At 54.4% G+C, this 23,626-nt stretch carries 22 protein-coding genes; 11 read left to right on the top strand and 11 right to left on the bottom strand.

Annotated elements, in window-relative coordinates; genetic code table 11:
* Positions 1 to 14 precede the first annotated feature (14 nt).
* Both MWH02_RS01900 and idnD read left to right on the top strand, forming a co-directional pair.
* Complete coding sequence (locus MWH02_RS01900; protein WP_271460168.1) at positions 15 to 1,370, top strand: MFS transporter; 1,356 nt, start codon at positions 15 to 17, stop codon at positions 1,368 to 1,370.
* Positions 1,371 to 1,381: 11 nt separating this feature from the next.
* Positions 1,382 to 2,422 carry an L-idonate 5-dehydrogenase gene (gene idnD, locus MWH02_RS01895; protein ID WP_271459779.1) on the top strand — a complete coding sequence of 347 codons (1,041 nt, stop codon included), beginning with the start codon at positions 1,382 to 1,384 and terminating at the stop codon, positions 2,420 to 2,422.
* Between the two features lie 28 nt (positions 2,423 to 2,450).
* Here idnD and MWH02_RS01890 read toward each other — a convergent pair whose 3' ends face one another.
* From MWH02_RS01890 to MWH02_RS01855, 8 genes are all read right to left on the bottom strand, one after another.
* Entirely contained in the window at positions 2,451 to 2,882 is a 432-nt protein-coding gene (locus MWH02_RS01890; RefSeq protein WP_101764391.1) for a hypothetical protein, read from the bottom strand.
* A 94-nt stretch (positions 2,883 to 2,976) separates the two neighbouring features.
* On the bottom strand, positions 2,977 to 3,186 hold the full coding sequence (locus MWH02_RS01885; protein WP_061718879.1) for a YMGG-like glycine zipper-containing protein: 210 nt from the start codon (positions 3,184 to 3,186) through the stop codon (positions 2,977 to 2,979).
* A gap of 202 nt (positions 3,187 to 3,388) precedes the next feature.
* Entirely contained in the window at positions 3,389 to 4,120 is a 732-nt protein-coding gene (locus MWH02_RS01880; RefSeq protein WP_192411833.1) for a YoaK family protein, read from the bottom strand.
* A gap of 195 nt (positions 4,121 to 4,315) precedes the next feature.
* Positions 4,316 to 5,176 (bottom strand): DeoR/GlpR family DNA-binding transcription regulator, encoded by an 861-nt coding sequence (locus MWH02_RS01875; RefSeq protein WP_101764389.1) that lies wholly within the window; start codon positions 5,174 to 5,176, stop codon positions 4,316 to 4,318.
* 186 nt (positions 5,177 to 5,362) lie between these two features.
* Positions 5,363 to 6,310, bottom strand: coding sequence for a D-ribose ABC transporter substrate-binding protein (locus MWH02_RS01870; RefSeq protein WP_271459778.1), 948 nt, complete (start codon positions 6,308 to 6,310; stop codon positions 5,363 to 5,365).
* A gap of 73 nt (positions 6,311 to 6,383) precedes the next feature.
* Entirely contained in the window at positions 6,384 to 7,439 is a 1,056-nt protein-coding gene (locus tag MWH02_RS01865; RefSeq protein ID WP_101764387.1) for an ABC transporter permease, read from the bottom strand.
* 22 nt (positions 7,440 to 7,461) lie between these two features.
* On the bottom strand, positions 7,462 to 9,000 hold the full coding sequence (locus MWH02_RS01860; protein ID WP_217546622.1) for a sugar ABC transporter ATP-binding protein: 1,539 nt from the start codon (positions 8,998 to 9,000) through the stop codon (positions 7,462 to 7,464).
* On the bottom strand, positions 8,997 to 9,650 hold the full coding sequence (locus MWH02_RS01855; RefSeq protein ID WP_271459777.1) for a DUF2291 domain-containing protein: 654 nt from the start codon (positions 9,648 to 9,650) through the stop codon (positions 8,997 to 8,999). Before MWH02_RS01855 ends, MWH02_RS01860 begins: the two co-directional genes overlap by 4 nt.
* 423 nt (positions 9,651 to 10,073) lie before the next feature.
* Between MWH02_RS01855 and MWH02_RS01850 the strand changes: the two genes are divergently transcribed.
* The 6 genes from MWH02_RS01850 (at position 10,074) to MWH02_RS01825 (ending at position 16,959) form a co-directional block, all read left to right on the top strand.
* Positions 10,074 to 11,621: an FGGY-family carbohydrate kinase gene (locus MWH02_RS01850; RefSeq protein ID WP_271459776.1), complete on the top strand. Its 1,548-nt coding sequence runs from the start codon at positions 10,074 to 10,076 to the stop codon at positions 11,619 to 11,621.
* Positions 11,622 to 11,631: 10 nt separating this feature from the next.
* On the top strand, positions 11,632 to 13,158 hold the full coding sequence (locus tag MWH02_RS01845; protein WP_271459775.1) for a glycerol-3-phosphate dehydrogenase: 1,527 nt from the start codon (positions 11,632 to 11,634) through the stop codon (positions 13,156 to 13,158).
* A gap of 10 nt (positions 13,159 to 13,168) precedes the next feature.
* Entirely contained in the window at positions 13,169 to 14,107 is a 939-nt protein-coding gene (locus tag MWH02_RS01840; RefSeq protein WP_271459774.1) for a sugar phosphate isomerase/epimerase family protein, read from the top strand.
* Positions 14,108 to 14,255: 148 nt separating this feature from the next.
* Positions 14,256 to 15,209 (top strand): sugar-binding transcriptional regulator, encoded by a 954-nt coding sequence (locus tag MWH02_RS01835; protein ID WP_271459773.1) that lies wholly within the window; start codon positions 14,256 to 14,258, stop codon positions 15,207 to 15,209.
* Positions 15,210 to 15,374: 165 nt separating this feature from the next.
* On the top strand, positions 15,375 to 15,722 hold the full coding sequence (locus tag MWH02_RS01830) for a helix-turn-helix domain-containing protein (RefSeq protein WP_110866164.1): 348 nt from the start codon (positions 15,375 to 15,377) through the stop codon (positions 15,720 to 15,722).
* On the top strand, positions 15,712 to 16,959 hold the full coding sequence (locus MWH02_RS01825; protein ID WP_271459772.1) for a type II toxin-antitoxin system HipA family toxin: 1,248 nt from the start codon (positions 15,712 to 15,714) through the stop codon (positions 16,957 to 16,959). Before MWH02_RS01830 ends, MWH02_RS01825 begins: the two co-directional genes overlap by 11 nt.
* 13 nt (positions 16,960 to 16,972) lie before the next feature.
* Here MWH02_RS01825 and MWH02_RS01820 read toward each other — a convergent pair whose 3' ends face one another.
* From MWH02_RS01820 to MWH02_RS01810, 3 genes are all read right to left on the bottom strand, one after another.
* Positions 16,973 to 17,713 carry a DeoR/GlpR family DNA-binding transcription regulator gene (locus MWH02_RS01820; RefSeq protein WP_192411823.1) on the bottom strand — a complete coding sequence of 247 codons (741 nt, stop codon included), beginning with the start codon at positions 17,711 to 17,713 and terminating at the stop codon, positions 16,973 to 16,975.
* 42 nt (positions 17,714 to 17,755) lie between these two features.
* On the bottom strand, positions 17,756 to 19,018 hold the full coding sequence (locus tag MWH02_RS01815) for a DUF1479 domain-containing protein (protein ID WP_271459771.1): 1,263 nt from the start codon (positions 19,016 to 19,018) through the stop codon (positions 17,756 to 17,758).
* Between the two features lie 178 nt (positions 19,019 to 19,196).
* Positions 19,197 to 19,709, bottom strand: coding sequence for a P-loop nucleotide/nucleoside kinase family protein (locus MWH02_RS01810; protein ID WP_217546602.1), 513 nt, complete (start codon positions 19,707 to 19,709; stop codon positions 19,197 to 19,199).
* A gap of 378 nt (positions 19,710 to 20,087) precedes the next feature.
* Between MWH02_RS01810 and MWH02_RS01805 the strand changes: the two genes are divergently transcribed.
* Genes MWH02_RS01805 through MWH02_RS01795 form a run of 3 tightly spaced genes read left to right on the top strand, consistent with a single transcriptional unit; the run spans position 20,088 to position 23,624 of the window.
* Entirely contained in the window at positions 20,088 to 21,113 is a 1,026-nt protein-coding gene (locus MWH02_RS01805; protein ID WP_271459770.1) for a substrate-binding domain-containing protein, read from the top strand.
* Positions 21,114 to 21,123: 10 nt separating this feature from the next.
* Positions 21,124 to 22,632, top strand: coding sequence for a sugar ABC transporter ATP-binding protein (locus MWH02_RS01800; RefSeq protein WP_271459769.1), 1,509 nt, complete (start codon positions 21,124 to 21,126; stop codon positions 22,630 to 22,632).
* Positions 22,629 to 23,624, top strand: coding sequence for an ABC transporter permease (locus MWH02_RS01795; protein ID WP_271459768.1), 996 nt, complete (start codon positions 22,629 to 22,631; stop codon positions 23,622 to 23,624). Before MWH02_RS01800 ends, MWH02_RS01795 begins: the two co-directional genes overlap by 4 nt.
* Positions 23,625 to 23,626 lie beyond the last annotated feature (2 nt).

Below are 23,626 nucleotides of genomic sequence, written 5' to 3'. Positions count from 1 at the left end.
ATGAAGTCATGACCATGAAACCCACGCGCACGCGTTTAAGCGTTTTATTCATGCTGTTTATTGTCACCGCTATCAACTATATGGATCGCGCTAACCTGGCGGTAGCCGGTTCCCATATTCAGGGCGAGTTTTTCTTATCCGCCACGCAGTTAGGTTTACTGTTTTCGATGTTTACCTGGTTTTATGCTCTGAGCCAGATTCCGGTCGGCTATCTGCTTGACCGTATTGGTTCGCGCTGGCTGTACGGCAGCGCGATTGTGCTGTGGAGCCTGTTTACCCTGCTAATGGGATTGGCATCGCATCACTTTTTCACCACCGCCACCGCGTCATTTATGATGCTGTTGGTGTGCCGCGCGCTAATTGGCGTAGCAGAAGCGCCCTCTTTTCCCTCCAACACCAAAATCATCGCCACCTGGTTTCCCGACCATGAACGTGCGCGTGCAACGGCAACCTATTCCAGCGCGCAATACATTGGTCTGGCGCTGCTGACGCCGGTGCTGTCGTTTATCGTCTCTCAATGGGGTTGGGAGATGTCATTTTATCTCTCTGGCCTGGTGGGCATTGTGTTCGGCATTTACTGGCTGATTGTCTATCGCGACCCGCAGCACAGCAGCAAAGTGAATGATGCGGAACTCGATATCATCCGCAAAGGCGGCGGCCACGGTTCAGTGAATCAGCAAGCCGGAAACGGCAAGATTAACTGGCAGTCGGTAAAACACATTCTGCGCCAGCGCACCACCTGGGGTTTGTTTATCGCGCAGTTCGCGGCCTCGTCGACGCTCTACTTTTTCCTGACCTGGTTTATTGTCTATCTGGAAAAAGGGCTGCATCTGTCGATCGATAAAGCGGGGATTGGCGCAATGTTCCCTTATCTGATGGCGATGGCTGGCGTGCTGTGCGGCGGAACGCTGAGTGATTTCCTGCTCAAGCGTGGCCGCAGCCGCACCTTCGCACGCAAGCTGCCGGTAATGCTGGGGATGTTGCTCACCTGTTCGATTGCGCTAGTGAATTTCTTCCAGGACAGCCCGGTAATTGCCATCGCTATTCTCTCTATCGCCTTCTTCGCCAACGCCTTCTCTAATCTCGGCTGGGTGGTGTGCAGCGATGTGATTCCGCGCCACTTAATCGGCACCATCGGCGGCTTTCTGAATATTTTTGGCAATCTCTCCGGCATTGTCAGTCCGATCATCATCGGCGTTATTTTGCAGCGCACCCACAACTTCCAATACGCGATGTGGTACATCGCTGCCGTCGCACTGATGGGCTTTTTGGCCTACCTGCTGCTGGTTGGCAAAATTGAAGTGATGACGCCGCCCGGCCAACAACCGGCTGAAAATAAAAAGAAATTTGAAACCCCTTCAAACGCATAGAGAGAAGCATAATGCAGCAGAAAACAGTGAACGCGGTGATCGTCAATGCCGCACATGATGTGCGCTGTGAGTCGCGGGAAATTGAGTGGAACGCGCAGCAAGTGTTAGTCAAAGTTGAGCGTGGCGGGATTTGTGGCTCGGATATTCACTATTTCCAGCATGGCCGCGCGGGCATGTCGGTACTGAAAGCGCCGATGATTTTAGGCCATGAATTTGTTGGCATCATCGAGCAAGTGCCAGAAAACAGCGACCTGAAGGTTGGCCAGCGCGTGGCGATCAATCCTTCCCAACCGTGCCAGCTGTGCGCGCTGTGTCAGGAAGGAAAACAGAATCTTTGTCGCTCAATGCGCTTTATGGGCAGCGCGCAGTTTTTCCCGCATGTTAACGGCGGATTTGCCCAATATGTGGCGGTTAATCCCGTGCAGTGCGTACCGTACAGCGATGGCGCAGATGCCAAAGTGATGGCCTTTGCCGAACCGCTGGCGGTGTGTATTCATGCGGTACGCCAGGCTGGCGATCTGACCGGCAAGCGCGTGCTGGTCACCGGCGCCGGACCGATCGGTTGTCTGGTCATCGCGGCGGCACTGGCTTCAGGTGCCACCGAAGTGGTGGCTACCGACATCAGCGAACGTTGTCGTCAGTTGGCGATCAATATGGGGGCCAGCGCGGCGCTGGATCCGCGTGACGAACAGCAAATTGCGCGCTGGGCAGAAAATGGCGGCAGTTTTGATGTCTGTTTTGAAGCTTCTGGCGCAGGCGCGGCGGTGGCTTCGCTGGTCGCCTTTACCCGTCCGGGCGGCATTATCGTGCAGCTTGGCATGGGCGCGGCAGAGGTAAACTATCCCATCGGGCCGTTGCTGGTCAAAGAGATACAGCTACGCGGATCCTTCCGCTTCACCAGCGAATTCACCACCGCAGTACGCTGGCTTGAGCAAGGCAAAATCAATCCGCTGCCGCTGCTTTCAGCCGAAATGCCCATGCAGGATGCCGCACTTGCGCTGGAGCTGGCAGCGGATAAAGAGCGTGCGGCTAAAGTCCAGCTGGTTTTCTGAAGGCTAACCGGAGAGAAAGCCTCTCCGGTTATTTCCTGAAACGGACTAAATCCTTCAGGGTGGCGTGCTCAAATTCGGGTAATGCAGCAAAAATGCCATCACCTTGCATGTCATAAATTTGCTGAAAATAAAATTTTGCGCCATCAACTGCGCCCAGAGCATAGAGCGCACGCGCAAGCGTCATTCGGGAAAGTATTTGGTTTTGTTGCGCTTCCCAATCTAGGGCTTCTTTCGCCGCTTCAATTGCTTCTTGATAGCGCTGACACTGGATTAATATTGCGCCATAGCCGCTCATAATCCAGAAATAGATATCGTCATCTCGCAGATGCGCTTTGGCTAATTCAGCGGCTGCACCCCATGAACAGGCTGCAGCCTGATGCTCACCCAGCGAATCAAGTGAAATACCTCGATTCGCTAAATCGAAGGCTTTCTCATGCCAGTTTTTACGGTGGAACTCCATGTCATCACCTCATTTTGCGGTAGGAACAGTATTGATATCCTATGCAGCATAAATGAGAGTGAAATAAAGTTCATAGTTACGCGAGAATATTTCCTTACCTGCTAACTTCGTGTCCGATTAAACCACCGATCGCCGCGCCACCCAATGTACCGAAGGTGCTACCACCGGTAAGTACCGCACCGCCTACCGCACCAACACCGGCACCAATCGCGGTATTTCTGCCACGATGCGACATGCCACACGCGGTAACAGAAAACATGACCAGTACGACAATAGCAATATTACAGCTGCGTTTTAAAAGCATACAAAGCCTCACTGCCATGAATAGATGGCATGCAAAAGTGTTTATTTGATTGTTGTTAAAATACCCAATCTGTTGTGACTGGCACTGCTCGTCGGCGTGAATTTAAGGTGTTTTATGATGAGACGGAAGGTAAAAATTCTTATTTGCGGCTGGCACTAGCGAGGCGGCGAAAAAGTCGCCGCCTTGCACACGCTCCATCATGTCAGGAAGCCGCTCGCTTTACCCGTGCCACCGTTCTCACCATCGCCAATGTGGCAACAATCAGCAGTATGCCGCCGACCATCGACATGGCTTTAAAACCTAGATGTTTAAACATCATCAGGCCGACAATCCCGCCGATCAGGAAGGAAAATATCGTGGTCAGATGCGTCCACAGCTGACGTTTCTGACCCGACAGCTGTTTCGACGGATCGCGGCGGAACAGCGCGGCTAATACCGATGCCAGCGAAATTCCTGCATCGGTCAGCGTGCCGGTAATATGGGTTGAACGTACGCGGCCATTGGATAACTGCGTAGAGGTTGAATTATGTACGCCCATCAGGAAGCCCAGAATGACAATAACTTCCCGGTTGTTGGCCGACGAATAAAAGAACATTTCAAACAGCGATAACGCTATTAAGGCCAGCCCTTCAACCCACAATATTTGGCAGAATATAATGCGATTGCCATTGGCTAATCCGCTGATCACCACCATTCTCGCCGTGACCGCACCACAAACAAAGGCAAACAGGATGGTGGCTAAAAAGGTGATATCACGGAAATTAACGTTCGATACTTCACTGGATAATTGAGAGGTATTACCTGACATATGCGAGGGGAAAAAGCCAAACGCCCCCAAGGCGATTGCATTGAGCACACCGGCGGCCGTGGCGAGCCACATTGCCAGATTCCTGTCCTCATCATGCGTTCGTGTGCGTTTAAGTTTAATCAGCATCAGATACCTCATTATTCTGAACCAGGGCCGAATAATAACCATAGAGCACTACGCGGCGTACATAACCAGGAAATCCCCGAATAAGACGCTGAGCAGATTAAAGAAAGTAAAAAAAATCAACGAGGCGGGATATATTTAAATTAATGTAAAGATTGGCACGTCATATAAAGGTCGCCATTTAGGATGCCCGCCTTTTCAGGAATTAACCGAATGATTTATTTTCATCGGGGCGACCACCACATTCACGCCTAAATCCTGCATACGCCGCAAAATAGGCACTGGCGTGCCCTGATTAACAATTACCACATCGAATTCACTCAGATGCGCAAAACGGTGCAGCGCCCGGCGTTCAAACTTGGTGTTATCCATCATCAGAATGCGCTTCTGCGCGGCATCAAACATCGCGCGTTTGGTCTCCACCGTTTCTGCGGATTGGTGGAACACTGCATCATCGATAATCGCTGACATGCTGACGAAAAACACGTCGGCGCGCAGGCTGGCAATTTCATCCCGCGTCATGCGGCCCATAAAAGCATTGCACCAGTGATAGAACTGTCCGCCGAGGCCCATCAAAGTGATATCGCGGCCATTGCGCAGCTCGTTCATGAGGGTCAGGGAGTTGGTGATCACCGTCAGCGGCGCGCGCGCCGAGAGCAGCCGCGCCATCTGCTGCACGGTGGTGGAATCATCCAGGAAAATCGCCTGTCCCGGTTCGAGGTAGGTCGCGGCGACATCGGCAATCGCCTGTTTCTCTTCCAGCTGACGCGTGGCGCGATAGATATCGCTGGATTCAACCAGGCTAGTTGGCGTCGCGGACACCACGCCGCGCGATTTATGCAGCAGGCCACGCTCAACCATTTCGTCGATATCACGATGGGCGGTCATCAAACTGATGCCGAAGCGATCGGTGATGTCTTCGATGCGAATCGCCCCTTCTGCCATCACCGCTTCGGCGATTAACTGGCGACGGGCCAGTTGACGCGCCTGGCGGCTATCGCTGGGTAAGGTTTCGGCCATAAATACGCCAAGTGAAGAGTCCTGCGGGTTATGCGCCATATTTCATCCGGGAAAGTGAAGCGAGAAGCGTTTTCGGCACTCATTACAGCGTTTAATACGGATTTTGGCAAATTGCGACTAACGTTACACTGCGTGATAAATCGCGCCGCTACGAATACGTGCGTTTCAAAGGTGGTTGTTATAAAAAACGCACATAGCGTAGTGGCGCAATTTATTGCGCAACTTTTACTGCTTCAGAACAAACGGTGAAGCAAAGTTACCGGCGTTCTCTTTAATGATCAGGATGCAGTCAAACAGCTGCTTCTCCGAGGCCGCACCGGTCTTACCGGTTTTCAGGAAGCTATCCGCCTGCTCTACCGCTTTCTGCGCGAACTGCGCCACCGGCTGCATCACAGTGTAGGCCAGCGTACCGGCTTTCACAGCGTCAACCGCATCCGGTGAACCGTCAAAACCGCCGACTTTGATCTGATTCAGCTTGCCAGCTTCTTTCAACGCAGCGATCGCGCCCAGCGCCATTTCGTCGTTGCCGCTGATCACGCCTTTAATGTTTGGATTGGCTTGCAGCAGTGACTGCATTTTGTTGAAGCCTTGTGTGCGATCCCAGTTAGCCACTTCCTGACCGACTTTCTTCAGCGTGGGATATTGCGACAGCACCGTATCAAAACCGTTGGCGCGGGTAGCGGCGTTATTATCTGACGGCGGGCCGACCAGCTCGACATAGTTCGCACTATCGCCCACCTGCTTCACCCACTCCATTGCGCCAACCGCCGCGCCCTGCGCGTTGTTAGAAACCAACTGCGCTTTGGTGAGCCCGCTCTGGTTCAGTTCGGCATTGATGATAAATACCGGAATATTGGCGGCGATGGCCTTTTTCACCGAGCCGACCGAACCATCGGCGTTCGCCGGATCGAGAATAATCGCCTTCGATTTATTGGTGATCGCCGTATCAATCAGCTGACTTTCGGTATTGGTATCGCCTTTGTGCGCACTGACTTTGGCGCTGTAGCCCAGCTTTTCCGCCGCTTTCTGCGCTACCTGGCCTTCCGTTAGCCAGTAAGGGTTGGAAGGATCGTTAACGATGATGGTCATTAACCCGTTATCTGCCCAGGTGGGTGCAGCAAAAGTGGTGATGGCCATAGCCGCAGCCGCGATGAAGAGACGTTTAGTGAACATAGTTGGTGCTCCGTTATTATTTGGGGTACAGGTTTTACGGATATCCGCGCGCTGCTGAAACAGCGCGCGTGAGTTAGCGAGCGCGTCGTCCGTATTGCAAGGTGTTGAGCAATACCGCCAGCACGATCACGGCACCAGTGAACACCGTCTGCCAGTAAGCAGAGACGCCGATAATCACCAGGCCATCAGAGAGAAAACCAATCACGAACGCGCCAAGCAGCGTGCCGCGCACGTTGCCGCGTCCACCGGTCAGGGCCGCACCACCAATCACCACTGCCGCAATCGCAGTCAGTTCATAAGTGGTACCAGCAGTTGGGCCGGCCGAGGTGAGCTGTGAGGAGAGCACCAGCCCGGCGAGTGCCGCGCAGACGCCAGACAACACATAGACGCTGATTTTGATGCGCTTCACCGGCACACCTGACAGATCGGCCGCACGTTCGTTACCACCCGACGCGTACAGCCAGCGACCAAACGCTGAGCGGCTAAGCAGGAAACCACACGCCAGCGCCACCACGCCCAGCACCAGCACGCCAACCGGGATATTGAAGAGGCGATTAAAACCGAGCCAGTCGAAGCCGGTATTCCCCAGCGCTTCGCTGCCGGAGAGTTTGTTGTAGGTCAGACCATTAGTGATCAGCAGCGCAATGCCGCGCGCCACATACATCGTGCCGAGCGTGGCGACGAAGGCCGGAACGCGGAACCAGGCGATCAGCACGCCGTTGACTAATCCCACCAGCGCGCCCACCACCAGCGTCAAAATCGCCACCGCCCACACCGGCAGATAGAGCACCACGCCGAGCGCTTCGAGGTTGATGCCCTGCATCATAAATCCGGCCATCACTCCAGCGAGACCCAGCGTAGAGCCCACCGATAAATCGATGCCACCGTTGAGGATCACCAGCAGCATGCCGATCGCCGGCAAACCGAAGATCGCCACGTGCGACGCCATGGTGAGAAAGTTAGCGCCGGTAAAGTAGTTGGGCGACAACATGGAGAAGGTAGCGATAATCACCAGCAGCGCGATGAACGCGCGCCCTTCCAGCAGCAGACGCGCCACATTCAGCTGCTTGTCGCTTTTTTTCTTGTTGACCACCGGCGGCGTGTCCAGCGTTTGGGTTCTGTCAGTCATACCTTTTGCTCCACTTTTCATGTCATGCCACCAAAGACTCGCCTGAAGCGGCCATAATGCGTTCTTTACTGACGCTTGCGTCGAAGATGGCGGAGATGCGCCCTTTGCTCATCACCACAATGCGATGGGCAATACTCAGGCATTCGCCCACTTCCGAGGTGGTATACACCACCGCCAGCCCCTTTTTGGCGTTCTCCGCCAGCAGGCGAAACACTTCCGCTTTGGCGCCGATGTCGATGCCGCGGCTCGGCTCATCCAGCAGAATCACTTTGGGACGGGTGGCGAGCATTTTGCCGATCACCACTTTTTGCTGATTGCCGCCGGAGAGCGATCCAATCGCCGCATCGCCACCAGCGGTTTTCACCGTCACGTTACGAATGCTGTCGTTGACCAGCTGTTTTTCCCGGCTTCTGGAGAGCACCAGTCCGCGTACAAAGTCGCCGATGCTGGCCAGCGACAGGTTTTCACCCACCGACATGGTTTGTACCAGGCCATCGCGCTGCCGATCTTCCGGCACCAGCGCCAGCCCAATTTGAATGCGTTGTGAGATGGTAAGCGCGGAGATATCGGTGTCCTGCAATAGAATGTGACCGCTGCTTTGCTGCAGACGTCCGGCGATGCACTCCAGCAGCTCGGTGCGCCCCGCGCCCATCAGCCCGTAAATACAGACAATCTCCCCGGCTTGCACCGCCAGCGATAAGTTGTCCACCAGCCGAATGCCGGTTTTACTTTTCAGCGTCAGATCTTTTACCGTCAGCGCCGGCAGCCCGAAGTCGTAGCCCTGCGGCGGCGATCCCAGATCAAAGTGATCGCCAACCATGTTGCGCACGATCCATTCGAGATCGATCTCATCGCGTTTGGCATAGGCGGTCATCACGCCATCGCGTAGCACCACCGCCCGATCGGTAATCTCCAGCGCCTCTTCCAGGTGATGCGAGATATAGACAATCGCGACGCCCTGGCTGGTTAAATCACGGATCACCTGAAATAGCACCGCCACTTCTGCCGCGCTCAGAGCCGAGGTCGGTTCATCCATGATCAGAATCTGCGAATTCACCGACAGCGCGCGGGCAATCTCCACAATCTGCTGCTGTCCCAGACGCAGGTTTTCCACCGGCGTCAGCGGATCGATCTCCTCCTCCAGCGCCGCCATCAGGTGCGCCGTCACGCGCGCCTCTTCGGCATAATCGACGCCGCCCGGCTTCATGATTTCGCGGCCCATAAAGATGTTGTCGCGCACGTTCATATTCGGCGCGAGATTCAGCTCCTGATGGATAATCGAGATGCCACAGTCACGCGCTTCGGTGGCGGATCGAAAGGTCTTCTCCTCGCCGTGTAGCAAGATTTCCCCGGTTGTTGGCGTAATCACACCAGACAAAATTTTCATCAGCGTCGATTTACCCGCGCCGTTTTCACCAAACAGCGTGGTCACTTCGCCACGACGAATTTCGAAATTGACGCCCTTCAGCGCGTGCGTGGAGCCGTACACTTTGCTGACGTTGCGCGCTTGCAGGATCACTTCGCCTTTCAGCAAGGCGGGATTGAGGTTGAACGGTTTCATTTCACCTCCAAGCTGACCGGCGTCACCATCCAGTTTTTCGCGTTGAGTAAGCGGAACACGCCAACCACCTGCACGGTTTTGCCCGGCAACGCATCACGATCCAGCTTGTCGAGCACCGCGCTTTTCATCGCACGATTGATGGCGGAACCGGCATTTTGATATTCGATTTGGTTCGTGAAATCACCGAACTGGATCTTGCCGTTAGCGTCACGCAGATCGGTACCAGTGATCGCTGGACCGGTTTGCAGCCGCACCTGCATATCACCTGCTAATCCATCGATTTTCAGCGGGAAGATGCCCATCTGCCCGGCTTGCACCACGCCGGAGAACTTGACGGCAAAGACCGGCAGCGGTGCGCCAACGCCATATTTCTGCACCGCTTCCTGCTGATTAGTTTGCAGCGCATCGGCTAACGTTTTGGCGTCTACTGCGCGTGATGCCACATCCTGCTGGATAGTCGGGAAGGTTTTCTGGCCGTAACTCTCGGGCGAGAAGCCTTGCTCCTGCGCATCATCGGCGGAGCCAATTTTTACCACCTTGGTGTCGAGCGCCATCGCCGCGATCAGCGCAATCACCATCACGCCAAGGGTGGCATAACGCTGGACGCGCTTGCGGGAAATTTGCTGGGCCCGGATTGAGACATCGGACATAACGTGACCTCTCACTGACATCAGCTGCGATAATCGCGCCGATAATGTTATAAATGTGATAACTTGTGTGATGAGAATTGTGCTGATGTGACTAAATTGTCAACAGGTGACGCGCAATTTTTTCAGGAGAGCGATCTGGATCGCTTAATTGATGTCGGCCCCATCACAAAGCGCAATAAACCCCGCTCTATCAGCCTGTTCACCGTGTTATCTCATTTCAATCTGTAAGGTTTTGACGCCTGATTCGTGATCACAATCGCTATTTCAGGTGAAATTTATTGGTTTTATCGAAAAATAATACAGTTGATATGTTATCTCAGTGAGAAGTGGTGTAAGACATTATTTAGCAAATTCATCACAGCCCGTTAACACCTTTCGGTTTTGGCGGCGATGAATTGAACTCTTCTTCTTTCGGAGGTGTATGTGGACAGTGGCGATATCATTCTGGGTCTGGATTCCGGCACCTCAGTGGTTAAAGCGGTGGCGTTTGATCTGGAAGGCACGCAACTGGCATGCGCATCGGTGCGTAACCGTTATTACCGCAGCGAAGGCGGCGCAGCGCAGCAGTCAATGAGCCAAACCTGGCAGGATGCGGTCACAGCGATACGCAAACTGGGTGAACGCGTCGACAACCTGGCCGCGCGGGTGGTTGCGGTGGCCGTCACCGCACAAGGCGACGGCAGCTGGCTGGTGGGTGCCAACAATCAGCCGGTCGGCGATGCCTGGATCTGGCTGGATGCGCGTGCGGCACCAACGGTTGAAAAACTCAATCAGCACCCGTTAGCCGCCGAGCGCTTTCGCGCTACCGGCACCGGACTCAACACCTGTCAGCAGGGATCGCAGTTGGCGCACATGGATCACTTCTATCCCGAGCTGTTAGCTAACAGCGAAGTGGCGCTGCACTGCAAAGATTGGCTCTACCTCAATCTCACTGGCATCCGCGCCACCGACCCTTCTGAGGCCAGCTTTACCTTTGGCAACTTCCGCCACCAGCGCTATGACGATCAGGTGATTGCCACGCTAGGCCTGGAACAGCATCGTCATCTGCTGCCGGAGATCATTGAAGGCACAGAAACCACGCATCCGTTAACCGCGGAAGCCGCGCAGGCCACCGGTTTACGGGCTGGCACGCCAATCTGCCTCGGCTATGTCGATATGGCGATGACCGCGCTTGGCGCTGGCGTGCACACCGGCGAAGCCAATACCGCCTGCTCGATTGTTGGCTCGACCGGCGTACATCTGCGCAGCGTCACCATTGATGAGGTGTGGCTGAATCCGGCGCAAACCGGCTACGTGATTCCGCTGCCGTGGCCGGGCTATGTCACGCAGGTGCAAACCAATATGGCATCAACGCTCAATCTTGACTGGCTACTGAATCTCGCCAGCGATCTGCTTAACAGCTTTGGCTGTGAAATCGATCATGCCCGTTTGGTGGGCCATATCGATCGCTGGCTCAACGCGGCGAAGCCCGGCAGCCTGCTCTATCACCCGTATATCTCGATTGCCGGTGAGCGCGGGCCGTTTGTTAATGCCGAGGCGCGCGCCAGCTTTACCGGCCTGAGTTACACCCACAATTTTGGCGATCTGGTGCGGGCGGTCATTGAAGGCATCGGTTTTGCAGCGCGCGATTGCTATCAGGCGATGGGCAGTTTGCCGGGAGAAATCCGTTTAACCGGCGGCGCGGTGCGTTCGCAGCCGTTACGCCAGATTTTATCTGCCTGCATTGGTGCGCCGGTGCGCATCAGCCAGCGCGACGAAGCCGGAGCGGCCGGTGCCGCGATGATGGCGGCGGTAGCGATTGGCGCGTATCCGTCGATGGAGAGCTGCGTCAAAACCTGGGTAATGCCGCTGCTGGATGCGCCCGAAGCGCCAGCGAGCGAACTGATGCAGCGCTACAACCAGCTGTTCCCCACCTATCAGCAGCTGCGTAACGATCTTCCTGCCGCCTGGCACGCGCTAAAACAGTTTTAAGGAGTAAATCATGAGTGAACACATGCTGGATCTGTTTGTGATTGGCGGCGGTATCAACGGTGCCGGTATCGCGCGTGACGCTGCCGGTCGCGGATTGTCGGTAATGATGTGTGAGAAAGATGACCTCGCGCAGGGCACGTCATCGCGCTCCGGCAAACTGGTGCACGGCGGGCTGCGTTATCTGGAGTATTACGAGTTTCGACTGGTGCGTGAGGCGCTGATCGAGCGCGAAGTGCTGCTCAACGCCGCGCCGCATATCATCTGGCCGATGCGGTTTGTCTTGCCGCACAGCCCAACCGATCGCCCGGCGTGGCTGGTGCGCCTCGGCCTGTTTCTTTATGACCACCTTGGCGGCCGTCAGAAACTGCCGGGCACGCGTTCACTGGATTTACGCCGCGATCCTGAAGGTGCGCCGCTGCTGGACAGTTACAGTAAAGGATTCGAGTACTCCGATTGCTGGGTGGATGATGCGCGGCTGGTGACGCTGAATGCGCTGGATGCCGCCGAGCGCGGCGCCACCATTCTGCCGCGTACCCGCTGCGTAGCGGCGACACGTCATAACGGCAAGTGGGAAATCACCCTGCAGGATGCCAGCGGTACCTCACGCACCGTGTTTGCCAAAGTGTTGGTCAACGCCGCCGGACCGTGGGTGCTGGATATCGTTAATCAGGTGACACACACCAAAAGCAGTCGCAACGTGCGGCTGGTCAAAGGCTCGCACATCATCGTGCCGAAATTCTGGGAAGGTCAGCAGGCGTATCTGGTGCAGAACACCGACAAGCGGGTGATCTTTATCAACCCGTATGAAGGCGATAAAGCGCTGATCGGCACCACCGATATTCCGTGGCAAGGCAAAGCGGAAGCGGTTACCGCCGACGACAGCGAGCAGCAATACCTGATCGACGTGGTGAATCGCTACTTCAAGGTGAAACTGCGCGCCAGTGATGTGATCACGCGCTTCTCCGGCGTGCGTCCGCTGTTTGATGACGGCAAAGGCAATCCGTCGGCGGTGACGCGTGATTACGTGTTTGACCTCGACGATCAACAAAATGCCCCGCTGCTGCATGTGTTTGGTGGCAAGATCACCACCTTCCGCAAGCTGGCTGAACATGCGATACAAAAACTGGCACCGTTCTTCCCCAACATGGGCGCGGACTGGACGCGGGGCGCCACCTTACCGGGCGGCGATATGCCACACGCCGATTTCGACAGTTTCTTAGAGCAGGTCAAAGCGCGCTGGCCGTGGCTACCGCAGGCGCTGCGCAAACACTATGCGCGGCTTTATGGCACACGCATCGATAAGCTGATCGGTCATGCTAATGCGCTGGGCGATCTTGGCCGCCATTTTGGTGGGCAGCTGTACGAAGCCGAGGTGCGTTATCTGGTGGAAAACGAGTGGGCGCAGCAGGCCGAGGATGTGTTGTGGCGCCGCACCAAGCATAAGTTGCACCTCGATGACGCGCAGCAACAGGCTTTCACCCAGTGGTTCAACGCCACCTTTGCTGCTCCCGCGCCGCTGCGTGCGCATGCCGGATAAGAGGTGAATCATGCCGTTAACGCTGTCACTGAATACTAATCCGTTGGTGAACCGCTTTGCCGACCCGCAGGATTTGATTACCACCGTGGCGCAGCAGATCCGCATCCGTGATGTGCAGCTCACCCATGAATTTATCAATCCCGGCTGGCCTGCTGCGACCATCATGCGCATGACGCGCAAGATGCAGCAGGCGCTGCGCGCCACCGGCGTGCGCGTGACCTCCGGCATGACCGGCCCCTATGGTCGCCTCAACCATTTTGGTCATCCTGATGTCGAAGTACGCCGCTATTATGTTGACTGGTTTAAAACCTTCGCTGATATCACCGCCGAGCTGGGCGGCGACGCGGTGGGTTCGCAGTTCGCCATCTTTACCCAGCAGGATTTCAACGATGTTGCGCGCCGCGACGCACTGATAGACATCGCCATTGATTGCTGGGCCGATGTTGCCGAACACGCCAAAGCCGCCGGATTGAAATACCTGTTTTGGGAACCCATGAGCGTGGGCCGCGAGTTTGGCGAAACCATTCCGGCCTGTCTGGCGCTACAGCAGCGTTTGAGTGCTGCCTCAATGGCGCTGCCGATGTGGATGATGGCGGATATCGATCACGGAGATGTCACTTCCGCCGATCCGCGCGATTACGATCCTTATGCGTGGGCCGAAGCGGTGCCGCGTTACTCGCCGATTATCCATATTAAACAGAGCATGCTGGATAAAGGCGGACACAGACCTTTTACATTGCAGTACAATGCCGGCGGCCGCATTCAGCCGCAGCCGCTGCTGGACGCGCTGGCGCGCGGCGGGGCGCATGATAATGAGATCTGCCTTGAGCTGAGCTTTAAAGAGCGCGAGCCAACCGATAGCAACGTGGTGGCGGAGATCGCCGAAAGCGTCGCCTTCTGGGCCGGGCATATTGATACCGGCGTGCAGGATCTGCATTTGGCGGAGTGAGGGGCGCGGTTTCCCCCTCACCCTAACCCTCTCCCGCAAGCGGGCGAGGGAACTGTCCGCGCACGCTGCTCGAACGGCCCCTTCTCCCACTTGTGGGAGAAGGTTGGGATGAGGGCTTAAGCGCACCATATAAACCAAAGGACAACCCATGAAACCGGCACCAACCTCGACTGAACGCGACGAATCTCTGGCGCTGCGCGCCGCCTGGCTGCACTACGTCGGCGGTTTAACGCAGGCGGAAGTGGCGAAACGACTTGGGCTGCCGTCGGTAAAAACGCACCGCATGATTGCTAGAATGGTGGCTGAGGGCGCGGTGAAGGTGTCGATTGATGGCGATATCGTCGCCTGCGTCGAATTAGAAGATCGGTTGCGCGCGAAATTCGCGCTTAACTTCTGTCATGTCGCCCCCGATCTTGGCGAAGAAGGCTTGCCGGTGCGCGCGCTGGGCATGGCGGGCGCGGATTACCTGCGTAACCTGCTCACCGCGTCGCCTTCTACCACCTTAGGTCTGGGGCATGGCCGCACCCTTTCCGCCGCCATCCATCAATTGCCACGTATTGATGCGCCGCATATGCGCTTTGTCTCGCTGCTCGGCTGTTTAACCCGCAACTACGCGCTCAATCCTCACGACGTTATGCACCGCATCGCCGAGAAAACCGGTGCGCAGGCCTACATGATGCCCGTGCCTTTCTTTGCCAATACCCAGGAAGATCGCGAAGTGTTACTGGCGCAGCGCGGCGTGAGCGAGGTGTTTGCCATGGCGGCGCAGAGTGAAGTCAAACTGGTGGGAATTGGCACCGTGGAACCCGCGGCTCAGCTGGTTGAAGCCGGCATGATTGATGAAGCGGAGATCAATGATATCTCCTCATCCGGCGCGGTCGGCGAGCTGCTGGGCCACTTCTTCGATGCCAGCGGACAGATGATTCACACCAACTTAACGGCCCGCACGTTGTCAGTGGATCTCGATCTCTCGCATCGCGCAGAGATTGTCGCCCTGGCGGGCGGCGCCAGTAAGGTCGCCGCGATTCGCGCAGTGCTGGCCAGCGGTCTGGTGACCGGTTTGATCACGGATGAGGTCACCGCGCAGGCATTGGTGGGCTGAATTGCAATGATGAAATGTTCACTGTGTAGTACCAATAAGCGTAATTGGTACTACACAGTGAACATCTCTGACATTATGCGCCGTTGAAAAAACCCTTCACATCAGGCTAAGATGTTCCATATATAGTACAAATTACGTTTATTGGTACCCTGTATGGAACAAGTCATGGCTTCTATCACTTCACCCACCTCACGCTATGCTCAGGAAGCGATTGCCCTATTAGCTTCCTTGATTCGTGCTGAACGTATCGAGAAGCAAATTCCAGTATCTGAGTTAGCAGAAAGAGCCGGTATTTCGCGTGGGACTTTACATCGCATTGAGCAAGGCGACGTGAAATGTCAGATTGGCAGTTATTTCGAGATTGCGGCCATATTGGGCATTCCCCTGTTTGATGCAGAGGTGAGTTTGCCATCATTGGTCAGTCATCGAAATCGCGTTGAGGAAAAGCTCAAGCTGTTACCCAAACACACCAGTAAAAAAAAGAGTAGCAGGAAGGTGAAGGATGACTTCTGAAGCGCGTTTTAGAGACGCTTACGTATGGATATGGCTGCCAGGTGAAACATCACCAGTGGTGGCGGGCAGGCTTGAGACTGAAGGCGATACGCTGCTTTTCAACTATGGTCGTAGTTATCTGCAGCGAGAAAACCGCATTCCGCTCAATCCCAATGAACTTCCTCTGCGGACTGGCGTTATTCCGCCGCTGAATGGGTTAAACATTGCGGGCTGTATCCGTGACAGCGCACCTGATGCCTGGGGACGCCGGGTCATTATCAACCGTCGAATGGGACGGAAAGGCGCCAACGTCGATACCGGAATACTCGATGAGCTGACGTATCTCATTGAGTCCGGTTCAGATCGCATTGGTGCCCTGGATTTCCAGCACTCAGCAACGGAATACATTCCGCGCTCAACTGCAAATGTCACCCTTCCTGAATTACTGGAGTCGGCTGATCGGGTTGAAAAAGGCGTGCCGCTAACACCCGAACTGGATCAGGCGCTTTTCCATGGGACGTCGATCGGTGGCGCGCGGCCAAAAGCGCTGATCGAGGCCGAGGGAAAAAAATACATCGCGAAATTTTCTGCCAGTGCGGATATCTGGAACGTGGTGAAAGGCGAATTCCTGGCGATGCGGTTGGCGCAGTTGGCAGGATTGCATATCGCTCCGGTGAAGTTAGTCAAAGCAGCTGGACGCGATGTGATCATGATTGAGCGCTTTGACCGCGAACATAAAGCCGATGGATGGACGCGAAAAGTGATGCTTTCGGCGCTGACCCTATTTGAACTCGACGATATGCTGGCGCGCTATGCCAGCTATGAAACACTCGCTGAAATTATTCGTCAACGTTTTGCCGCGCCCAAAGAGACTTTGCTGGAGCTGTATAAACGGCTTTGCTTCAATATTCTCTGCGGCAATACCGATGACCATGCCCGCAATCATGCCGCCTTTTGGGATGGTAACAACTTCAGTCTTACGCCTGCGTATGATATTTGCCCGCAAGGTCGTGCTGGCAATGAAGCCTCGCAGGCGATGCTGATTAGTGGCAACAATAATCTGAGTCGTATGAGCAGCTGCCTGGATGCCGCTCATCACTTTGCTTTGAGTCGCGCTGACGCGCATGCGCATTTCATGCTGATAAAAACGTCGATTGAAACCTATTGGCATCATGTTTGTGATGAAGCCGATTTGAGCAAGGTGGATCGGGAAAGCTTGTGGCACAGGCAGTTCATCAATCCTTTTTCACTTGAATAGCTGATTGCGTGAGCTAGACCAAACTCACTTCCACGCCCTTCTCGCGCAGCGCTTTTTGATAGCTCGCCTCCAGTTCGGCATCGGTGATCAGTTGGTTAAACGGCTGAAGCGGTGCCAGGGCAAACGGATGAATCTGGCCAAACTTTGAGGAATCCGTCAGCGCGATGGTGTGTGTGGGTTTTTCCATGATGGCGTTGACCACGTCACAGCGCAGCATATCGCGGCCGGTAAAGCCGGTGACCGCATCCCAGCCATCAATACCGATAAACGCCTTGTGGAAATTGAGGTGCTGAATACACAGACGCGTTAGCGGCCCCACCACCGATTCACTGCTTTTCTGGAACAGGCCGCCAAGGATGATCACATCGCCGCCCTTTTCGCGCAGCAATCCGGCGATGTAATGGCTCACGGTAATGATGGTGATATCGTTGCGTTCACTCAGTTCACGCGCCAGCAAGGCGTTAGTACTGCCGCCTTCGATAAACACCGTTTCACCGCTGTTCACCAGCGACGCCGCGTACTCGGCCAGACGCTTTTTCACCGCGAAGCGGGTTTGCATACGCGCGCCAACATCATCACTTTCTGGCGCCACGGCGGAACCGTGTACGCGGCGCAGAAAGCCGCCTTTCTCCAGAAGATTGAGATCCTGACGCACCGTCACTTCTGAGACGCCGGTGGTGTGCGCCAGCTCATTTACGCTGACGCTGCCGCGCTCGCTAACCAATTGGATAATCTGCTGATGACGTGCGTTCATAACACCCGCTGCTGTGAAATTTTTGCCAAGCTTACCAGAAATTTAGCCCAATCCCAGACTGCGGCGACCATTGGCATTCAGCGCGTCGAGGGTGAAGCGATCGCGCCACTGCGTTTCATAATCCTCCTGCGGGAAATCGCCAGGCGACGCACCGCTGGCCAGCGCCTGCGCCACTTTTGTCGCGTAGGTGGCATTTTTCTCACACAGCGGTGCGGCGGGAATGTACATCACATTGCCCCAGCCTTGCTGATTTTCTACCGGCGCGACCGAGTGGATCACATCACAATGCCACCAAACCGAATCGCCCGCCTGCAGCGCGGGAATCGAACACAAGCCCTCAATCAGTTCCGGATGCCACTGCGCTGAAACCGGCAGCACTTTGCCCGGCGCAACGCCGCAAAGCTCATCTTCCGGTACATCTTTCAACAACGGACGCAGCAACAAATAGGCCATCGCTTCCGGCACCGGCACCACATGCAGCAAGCCTTGACCAATCTGCATATCCGACAGCGCGGTCCAGCCCTGGAAGGTACGGAATACCGAGCACTTGGTGGTAGTCCCCGATTGATACTCATTCACTTCAGTGCGATGCGCCGCATCCCAGGGATTGTATTGATCAAACTGATTGGTGAAAATTTTGCTGAACACCTGCTGATATGCCGGCAGTAACCAACGCTCCAATGCGCCTGAATCGGTGTGCGCGCCAAGACCTTTGGAGGTGGTGCCCGGCAAGCGGCGACGAATACGATCGGGATAAATGATGCTGACGTCAGGATCAAACCAGCGCGTGCCGCGCGACTCAAACGTCCACAAGCGATTGAGGAAAGATTGCGTCTGGGCCATGGCCTCGCTTTGACGCGCTGACATCTGCGCATCGCTCCAGTAAATCGGATAGATTTCCGGACGTGACGCATCAAGATTGCCAAAGAAGTTATCGCCCGGCCCTTGGTAGACGTTGTCGAAATCATTGTCATCGAGGTATTTGAGCATTGATTCATCCCAGGCCAGCGCCTGATCGCGCGGGAATGTCTGCTTCACCACTACACAACCGCGTCGACGAATATGATCCTTCACCTCATCGGTGATACGTCCCGCCGCAATATCCTGCTGACTCACCTGCGGCCACGCGCTGCCGTTTTGCGCCTCTTCCGCGCGAGCAGCGGCAATTTCGCTGACGATTTTGCTTCTGACTTGTTCAAACAGACCTTCGACATCGCCGATCTGCTCTCTTAACACCCTTTTCATCAGGCGAACGTTATGTTTGAAATCATCAGGTTGTTGCAATGAAGTGAAAGTATGATTCATGACATGCTCCGATTCGTTAACTTGATCGTTTCATTCGAAACTAAAGTGCGCTTCATTCATAACAAATGCGCAGCAATAAACAATAATGCAACCGCCGAATCCGGAGGTTGATCACATTAAGATCGAAGAATGGGTTTCAGGTGAAAGTGGCGGCGCGTTTTACGCCACCACTGAAAGATCAGGATTGTGACGTTTTAGGCAGCGCTTGTAGAATGGCATCCACGCACTGCTGCGCCGAGAGTAAGGCGCTATCAAGCTGCAGATGATCGCGCTCCCAGGCTTGATATTCGCGCTGTTCAACTGCCTGCCAATCCGGCAGTTTCAAACCTTTAATATCGGAAGCGCGATTTTCGACGCGAAAGCGATGTTTGTTATGATCGGAACAGATTACTTCGACTTCCAGCAGCGGCGCACCGCTCAACAAGGCGATATCGCGATAAGCGTTGCGGATCAGCTGCAGGTCGTTAACCGAGTCGGTAATAACGGTGGAACCGAGCAGCAAATTGTCGCGTGCCAATCCGTAGATAACGAAATATCCTTCCGGCCCGATCGCTTTCTCGCTCTCTTCACCCGATCGCAACGCCTGTTCGATAGTATCGACGCGTAAATACACCGCACCGATCTGCTGCGCTAATAAGCGCGCAATGGTGCTTTTGCCGGTGCCGGGTAATCCACTAAACGTGATGAGCATTAATTAATTCCTATTTTGCATTGATGTTCAATCGTGATTAGCCTGACGGTGAATGCGATTTTATTATCACTGCAGGCCAGGTTTCCTCTTTCCTGGCTGAACGTCCCAGTTGGCACGTTTGTAGCGCTGGATGCGTAAATAGCTTTCGTCATTAAATGTGTAAAACGGTAAGAGCCCCTTGCGCAATTAGTGAACGCACTCACAAGTCAGAAACAATTCATTAACCAACGTTTGATCTTTTCCCCGCCAGCTTTTATACCTTTTGAAAATTATTTCATGCATAAGAAATAATTTTCAAGGTTAACCCCGGCTCGTTTTTCCGCGTTTTGTCGTCACGGCTGAGCCATACACATTCAGCGTCAGTTCCGGGGAATAAACATGAAAAAAATCACTTTTCTACTCGCCAGTTTATTCATGGCGGGCAGTTTCACCAGCATCACGCAAGCAGCGGATGCGCCTCAATTTCGCTGTAAACCCGGCGAAACTTACTACATGAACGTGATGGTGACAGGCGTAGAGTATTGGTTCCCGGTTTACGAAATGTTCAAGCAGGCTGCGCATCAGCTGGGCTGTAAGACCGTATACGGTGGCACACCCGCTTATGACGTTAACCAGCAACTCTCAAGCTTTGAACAAATCCTGGCACAAAAACCCGCCGGTATTTTTCTTCATCCGATGAATCCTGACCCCTTTATTGAGCCCATTAATCGTGCTGCTGAAATGGGCATTCCAGTGGTGACGTTTGCCGCCGATTCACCTAACAGTAAACGCGTTGCTTATATCACCTCAGACAATTTCCGTGAGGGTAAAGCTGCAGCCGACGAACTAGGGAAAGCAATGGGTAAAGGTGCCGAATTTGCGGTGCTGGAAAACCCCGGTCAGGATAATCACGATAGGCGTGTCACTGCGTTTATTAATGAGATGAAAACCGCCTTTCCTGACAGCAAATTAGTCGCACGCGCTGCGACGAATCAGGACCCTTCGAAAGCCTATAACGCCGTACTCTCAATGTTGCAGGCGAACCCCAATCTGAAAGGCATCTTTATGCCGGAAGCCAGCTCTGCGATTGGTGCTGCGCAGGCAGTGGCTGAAAACGGCGGCAAAGTGAAAGTGATGACCGTGGATGTCAACGCTAAGGTGCTGGATATGATTAAAAGCGGTCAGGTATTTGGCGCAATCAATCCAAATCAGGGCATCCAGGGCTATATGGGTTTTATGACCTTGTTCCTTGCTGCTCATCCTGAACTGATCGATCCGATGAATGACGCCAAACGCAACGGGACCAATCCTTTTGCCTTCCCAATCCTTGATAACGGTTATGCGGTGGTGACTAAAGACAACGCCGATGATTTCCGCTGGGATGCTTATCTGAAACGCCGCGGCACTAAAGGCATCAATGAGTAAGGCGACGATTATGACAGCACTATTGGAATTACGTGGCATCACTAAAAGTTTTGGCGCGGTACGGGCTTTACAGGGGGTAGATCTCACCCTCCGCGCGGGAGAAATTCATGCGCTGGCCGGAGAGAATGGCGCTGGAAAATCAACGTTGATGAACATTATTGATGGCATTTTGCGTCCAGATGGTGGCGAGATATTGCTGTGTGGCAAGGCCGTGACCATTCGCTCACCACGTGAAGCACAGAGTCTTGGCATTGGTCTGGTACATCAGGAAATTGCTCTTTGTCCTGATATCAGCATTTATGAAAACATTTGGATGGCGCATGCCGCTGGCCAGCGCGGCGTGCTCATGCCGCATAAAATACTACGTGAAAAAGCGCAGCAGGTGATGAATCGACTCGCGCCGATAGCGGTGACTAAAAAAGTGGGTGAACTTTCTCTCTCTCAGCAGCAACTGGTGGAGATCGCCAAAGCGCTGACGCTGGATTGTCGCCTGCTCATTCTGGATGAACCCACCGCCGCGCTAACCGAACCAGAGGCTCAAACGCTGTTTACGATTGTGCGCCAGTTGCAGGCGCAAGGTATTTCAGTGGTCTATATCAGCCATCGCATGGCAGAGATTTTTGCGCTATGCCAGCACGTCACCATTCTGCGCGATGGCCTTACGGTACACAGTTCATCGCTGCAAAACATGACGCCCGATGAAGTGATTACACGTTTGGTCGGACGAGAACTGTCGCAACTCTATCCTGATAAACGCCCAGTTAGCGCCGCTTCACCATTGCTTGAAGTGCGTGAGCTTGGCGATGGCAAACACTTCCACGATATCAATTTTGATTTGCGTCCCGGCGAAATCCTTGGCATTGGCGGTTTGATGGGGGCAGGACGCAGCGAAATTGCGCAGGGTATCTGCGGTTTACTGCCCATCAAACGTGGCGCAATCCGTATCAAGAGCAAAGCTGTGACATTGAGGGATTACGCCGCGAGTATTGCGCTGCGCATGGTCTATTTGTCGGAGGATCGCAAAGATGCCGGACTTTTTTTAGCGATGCCGATCGAATGGAACATTTCGGCTCTGGATGTCAACGCAGTCAGTCATCATCGTTTGTTGATCAGTCCGCAGCTTGAGCGTCAGCAGGCAGAGGCGCTGGCAAAGCAAGTGAAACTCAAGCTTGCCAAATTAAGCGATCCGGTGTCGTCGCTATCAGGTGGGAATCAGCAGAAAGTCGCGCTAGCACGCGTATTATCGGTACAGCCGGAAATTGTATTTCTTGACGAACCAACACGTGGCGTGGATGTCAGCGCCAAGGCTGAGATCTACAGTATTCTCGCCAAACTGGCGGCCAGCGGTGTGGGTTTAATCGTGATTTCATCAGAGTTACCGGAACTCATTGGCCTGTGTGATCGCATCATCGTGATTCATGAAGGGCGCATGAGCGGAGAAGTGACCGGTGAGGCAATGAATGAAGAGAACCTGATGCGGCTAGCGGCTGGCATCATTCCAGAAGCGGAGGCTGTATGACAATGAATACCACCTTGCCTACACTGCAAAAATCGCGTTGGTCTCTGTTTGGCGGCATTCATAAACAGCGCGAAGTGGGACTGATTGCGATCATTGCACTGATCTTCGTGGTGATGAGTTTCACTTCCCCCTACTTTCTCACCTGGGCCAACATGAAGGCGATGCTACTGTCGTTTTCAATTGAAGGCATTGTGGTGATTGGCATGACTATTCTGCTAATAGTTGGCGGTATCGACCTTTCGGTTGGCGCAGTGGTTTGTCTTTCAATGGTGGTCGCTGGGCAGCTATTTCTTAGCGGCGTGGATCCCTGGCTGGCGAGCGTAGGCGGCATTGCGGCGGCGGCGCTGGTTGGCTTTTTAATGGGGCTGACGGTAACAAAAATCGGCCTGAGTCACTTTATCGCTTCGCTGGCGGCGATGGTTATCGTGCGCGGCCTGTGTATGATCGTCACTCAGGGAACGCCGCTATCATTATTTACCCTGCCCGTGAGTTTCAAATTTATCGGCCAGGGCGCTCTGTGGGGCGTTCCGTTCGTTATCCTGCTGTTCTTCGTGCTGGTCGCACTGTTCGACTTCTTGCTGCGTAAAGCCACGTTATTTCGCAAAGTGTTCTACACCGGCAGTAATGAACGTGCCGCCGCCTATTCCGGCATCAACATTAATCGCATCAAATTGTGGGTCACAGTACTGACCTCTACGCTGGCAGGACTCGCCGGCATTATTTATATGGCACGTCTTGGCTCTGCAACGCCAACCTTTGGTGTCGGTATGGAACTGAATGTCATTGCAGCGGCGGTCATTGGCGGCGCGAGTCTGAAAGGTGGCACTGGCTCAATTCTTGGCGCGGTGCTTGGTGTTGCATTGCTGTCGATCGTCACCAGCTCGCTAATATTAATCAACGTCTCCGTTTACTGGCAGGAGTTGATTAAAGGTTTGATTTTACTGGCCGCCGTCTCAATCGATCACTTACTGAATAAATACCGTGCTGCATAAGG

Origin of the sequence: Pantoea leporis (assembly GCF_028048155.1) — a bacterium.
In the GTDB taxonomy this organism is placed as follows: domain Bacteria; phylum Pseudomonadota; class Gammaproteobacteria; order Enterobacterales; family Enterobacteriaceae; genus Pantoea; species Pantoea leporis.
The sequence above is the reverse complement of the archived record's forward strand: the minus strand, read 5'-3'. Positions and strand labels throughout refer to the sequence as shown.

Coding starts and splice junctions, on each gene's coding strand:
- MWH02_RS01855 (WP_271459777.1), bottom strand. CDS start 9,650: ATGTCCGATGTCTCAATCCGGGCCCAGCAAATTTCCCGCAAGCGCGTC.
- MWH02_RS01890 (WP_101764391.1), bottom strand. CDS start 2,882: ATGGAGTTCCACCGTAAAAACTGGCATGAGAAAGCCTTCGATTTAGCG.
- MWH02_RS01805 (WP_271459770.1), top strand. CDS start 20,088: ATGAAAAAAATCACTTTTCTACTCGCCAGTTTATTCATGGCGGGCAGT.
- MWH02_RS01875 (WP_101764389.1), bottom strand. CDS start 5,176: ATGGCGCATAACCCGCAGGACTCTTCACTTGGCGTATTTATGGCCGAA.
- MWH02_RS01815 (WP_271459771.1), bottom strand. CDS start 19,018: ATGAATCATACTTTCACTTCATTGCAACAACCTGATGATTTCAAACAT.
- MWH02_RS01795 (WP_271459768.1), top strand. CDS start 22,629: ATGACAATGAATACCACCTTGCCTACACTGCAAAAATCGCGTTGGTCT.
- MWH02_RS01870 (WP_271459778.1), bottom strand. CDS start 6,310: ATGTTCACTAAACGTCTCTTCATCGCGGCTGCGGCTATGGCCATCACC.
- MWH02_RS01885 (WP_061718879.1), bottom strand. CDS start 3,186: ATGCTTTTAAAACGCAGCTGTAATATTGCTATTGTCGTACTGGTCATG.
- idnD (WP_271459779.1), top strand. CDS start 1,382: ATGCAGCAGAAAACAGTGAACGCGGTGATCGTCAATGCCGCACATGAT.
- MWH02_RS01810 (WP_217546602.1), bottom strand. CDS start 19,709: ATGCTCATCACGTTTAGTGGATTACCCGGCACCGGCAAAAGCACCATT.
- MWH02_RS01820 (WP_192411823.1), bottom strand. CDS start 17,713: ATGAACGCACGTCATCAGCAGATTATCCAATTGGTTAGCGAGCGCGGC.
- MWH02_RS01845 (WP_271459775.1), top strand. CDS start 11,632: ATGAGTGAACACATGCTGGATCTGTTTGTGATTGGCGGCGGTATCAAC.
- MWH02_RS01835 (WP_271459773.1), top strand. CDS start 14,256: ATGAAACCGGCACCAACCTCGACTGAACGCGACGAATCTCTGGCGCTG.
- MWH02_RS01860 (WP_217546622.1), bottom strand. CDS start 9,000: ATGAAACCGTTCAACCTCAATCCCGCCTTGCTGAAAGGCGAAGTGATC.
- MWH02_RS01865 (WP_101764387.1), bottom strand. CDS start 7,439: ATGACTGACAGAACCCAAACGCTGGACACGCCGCCGGTGGTCAACAAG.
- MWH02_RS01825 (WP_271459772.1), top strand. CDS start 15,712: ATGACTTCTGAAGCGCGTTTTAGAGACGCTTACGTATGGATATGGCTG.
- MWH02_RS01830 (WP_110866164.1), top strand. CDS start 15,375: ATGGCTTCTATCACTTCACCCACCTCACGCTATGCTCAGGAAGCGATT.
- MWH02_RS01800 (WP_271459769.1), top strand. CDS start 21,124: ATGACAGCACTATTGGAATTACGTGGCATCACTAAAAGTTTTGGCGCG.
- MWH02_RS01880 (WP_192411833.1), bottom strand. CDS start 4,120: ATGCTGATTAAACTTAAACGCACACGAACGCATGATGAGGACAGGAAT.
- MWH02_RS01840 (WP_271459774.1), top strand. CDS start 13,169: ATGCCGTTAACGCTGTCACTGAATACTAATCCGTTGGTGAACCGCTTT.
- MWH02_RS01900 (WP_271460168.1), top strand. CDS start 15: ATGAAACCCACGCGCACGCGTTTAAGCGTTTTATTCATGCTGTTTATT.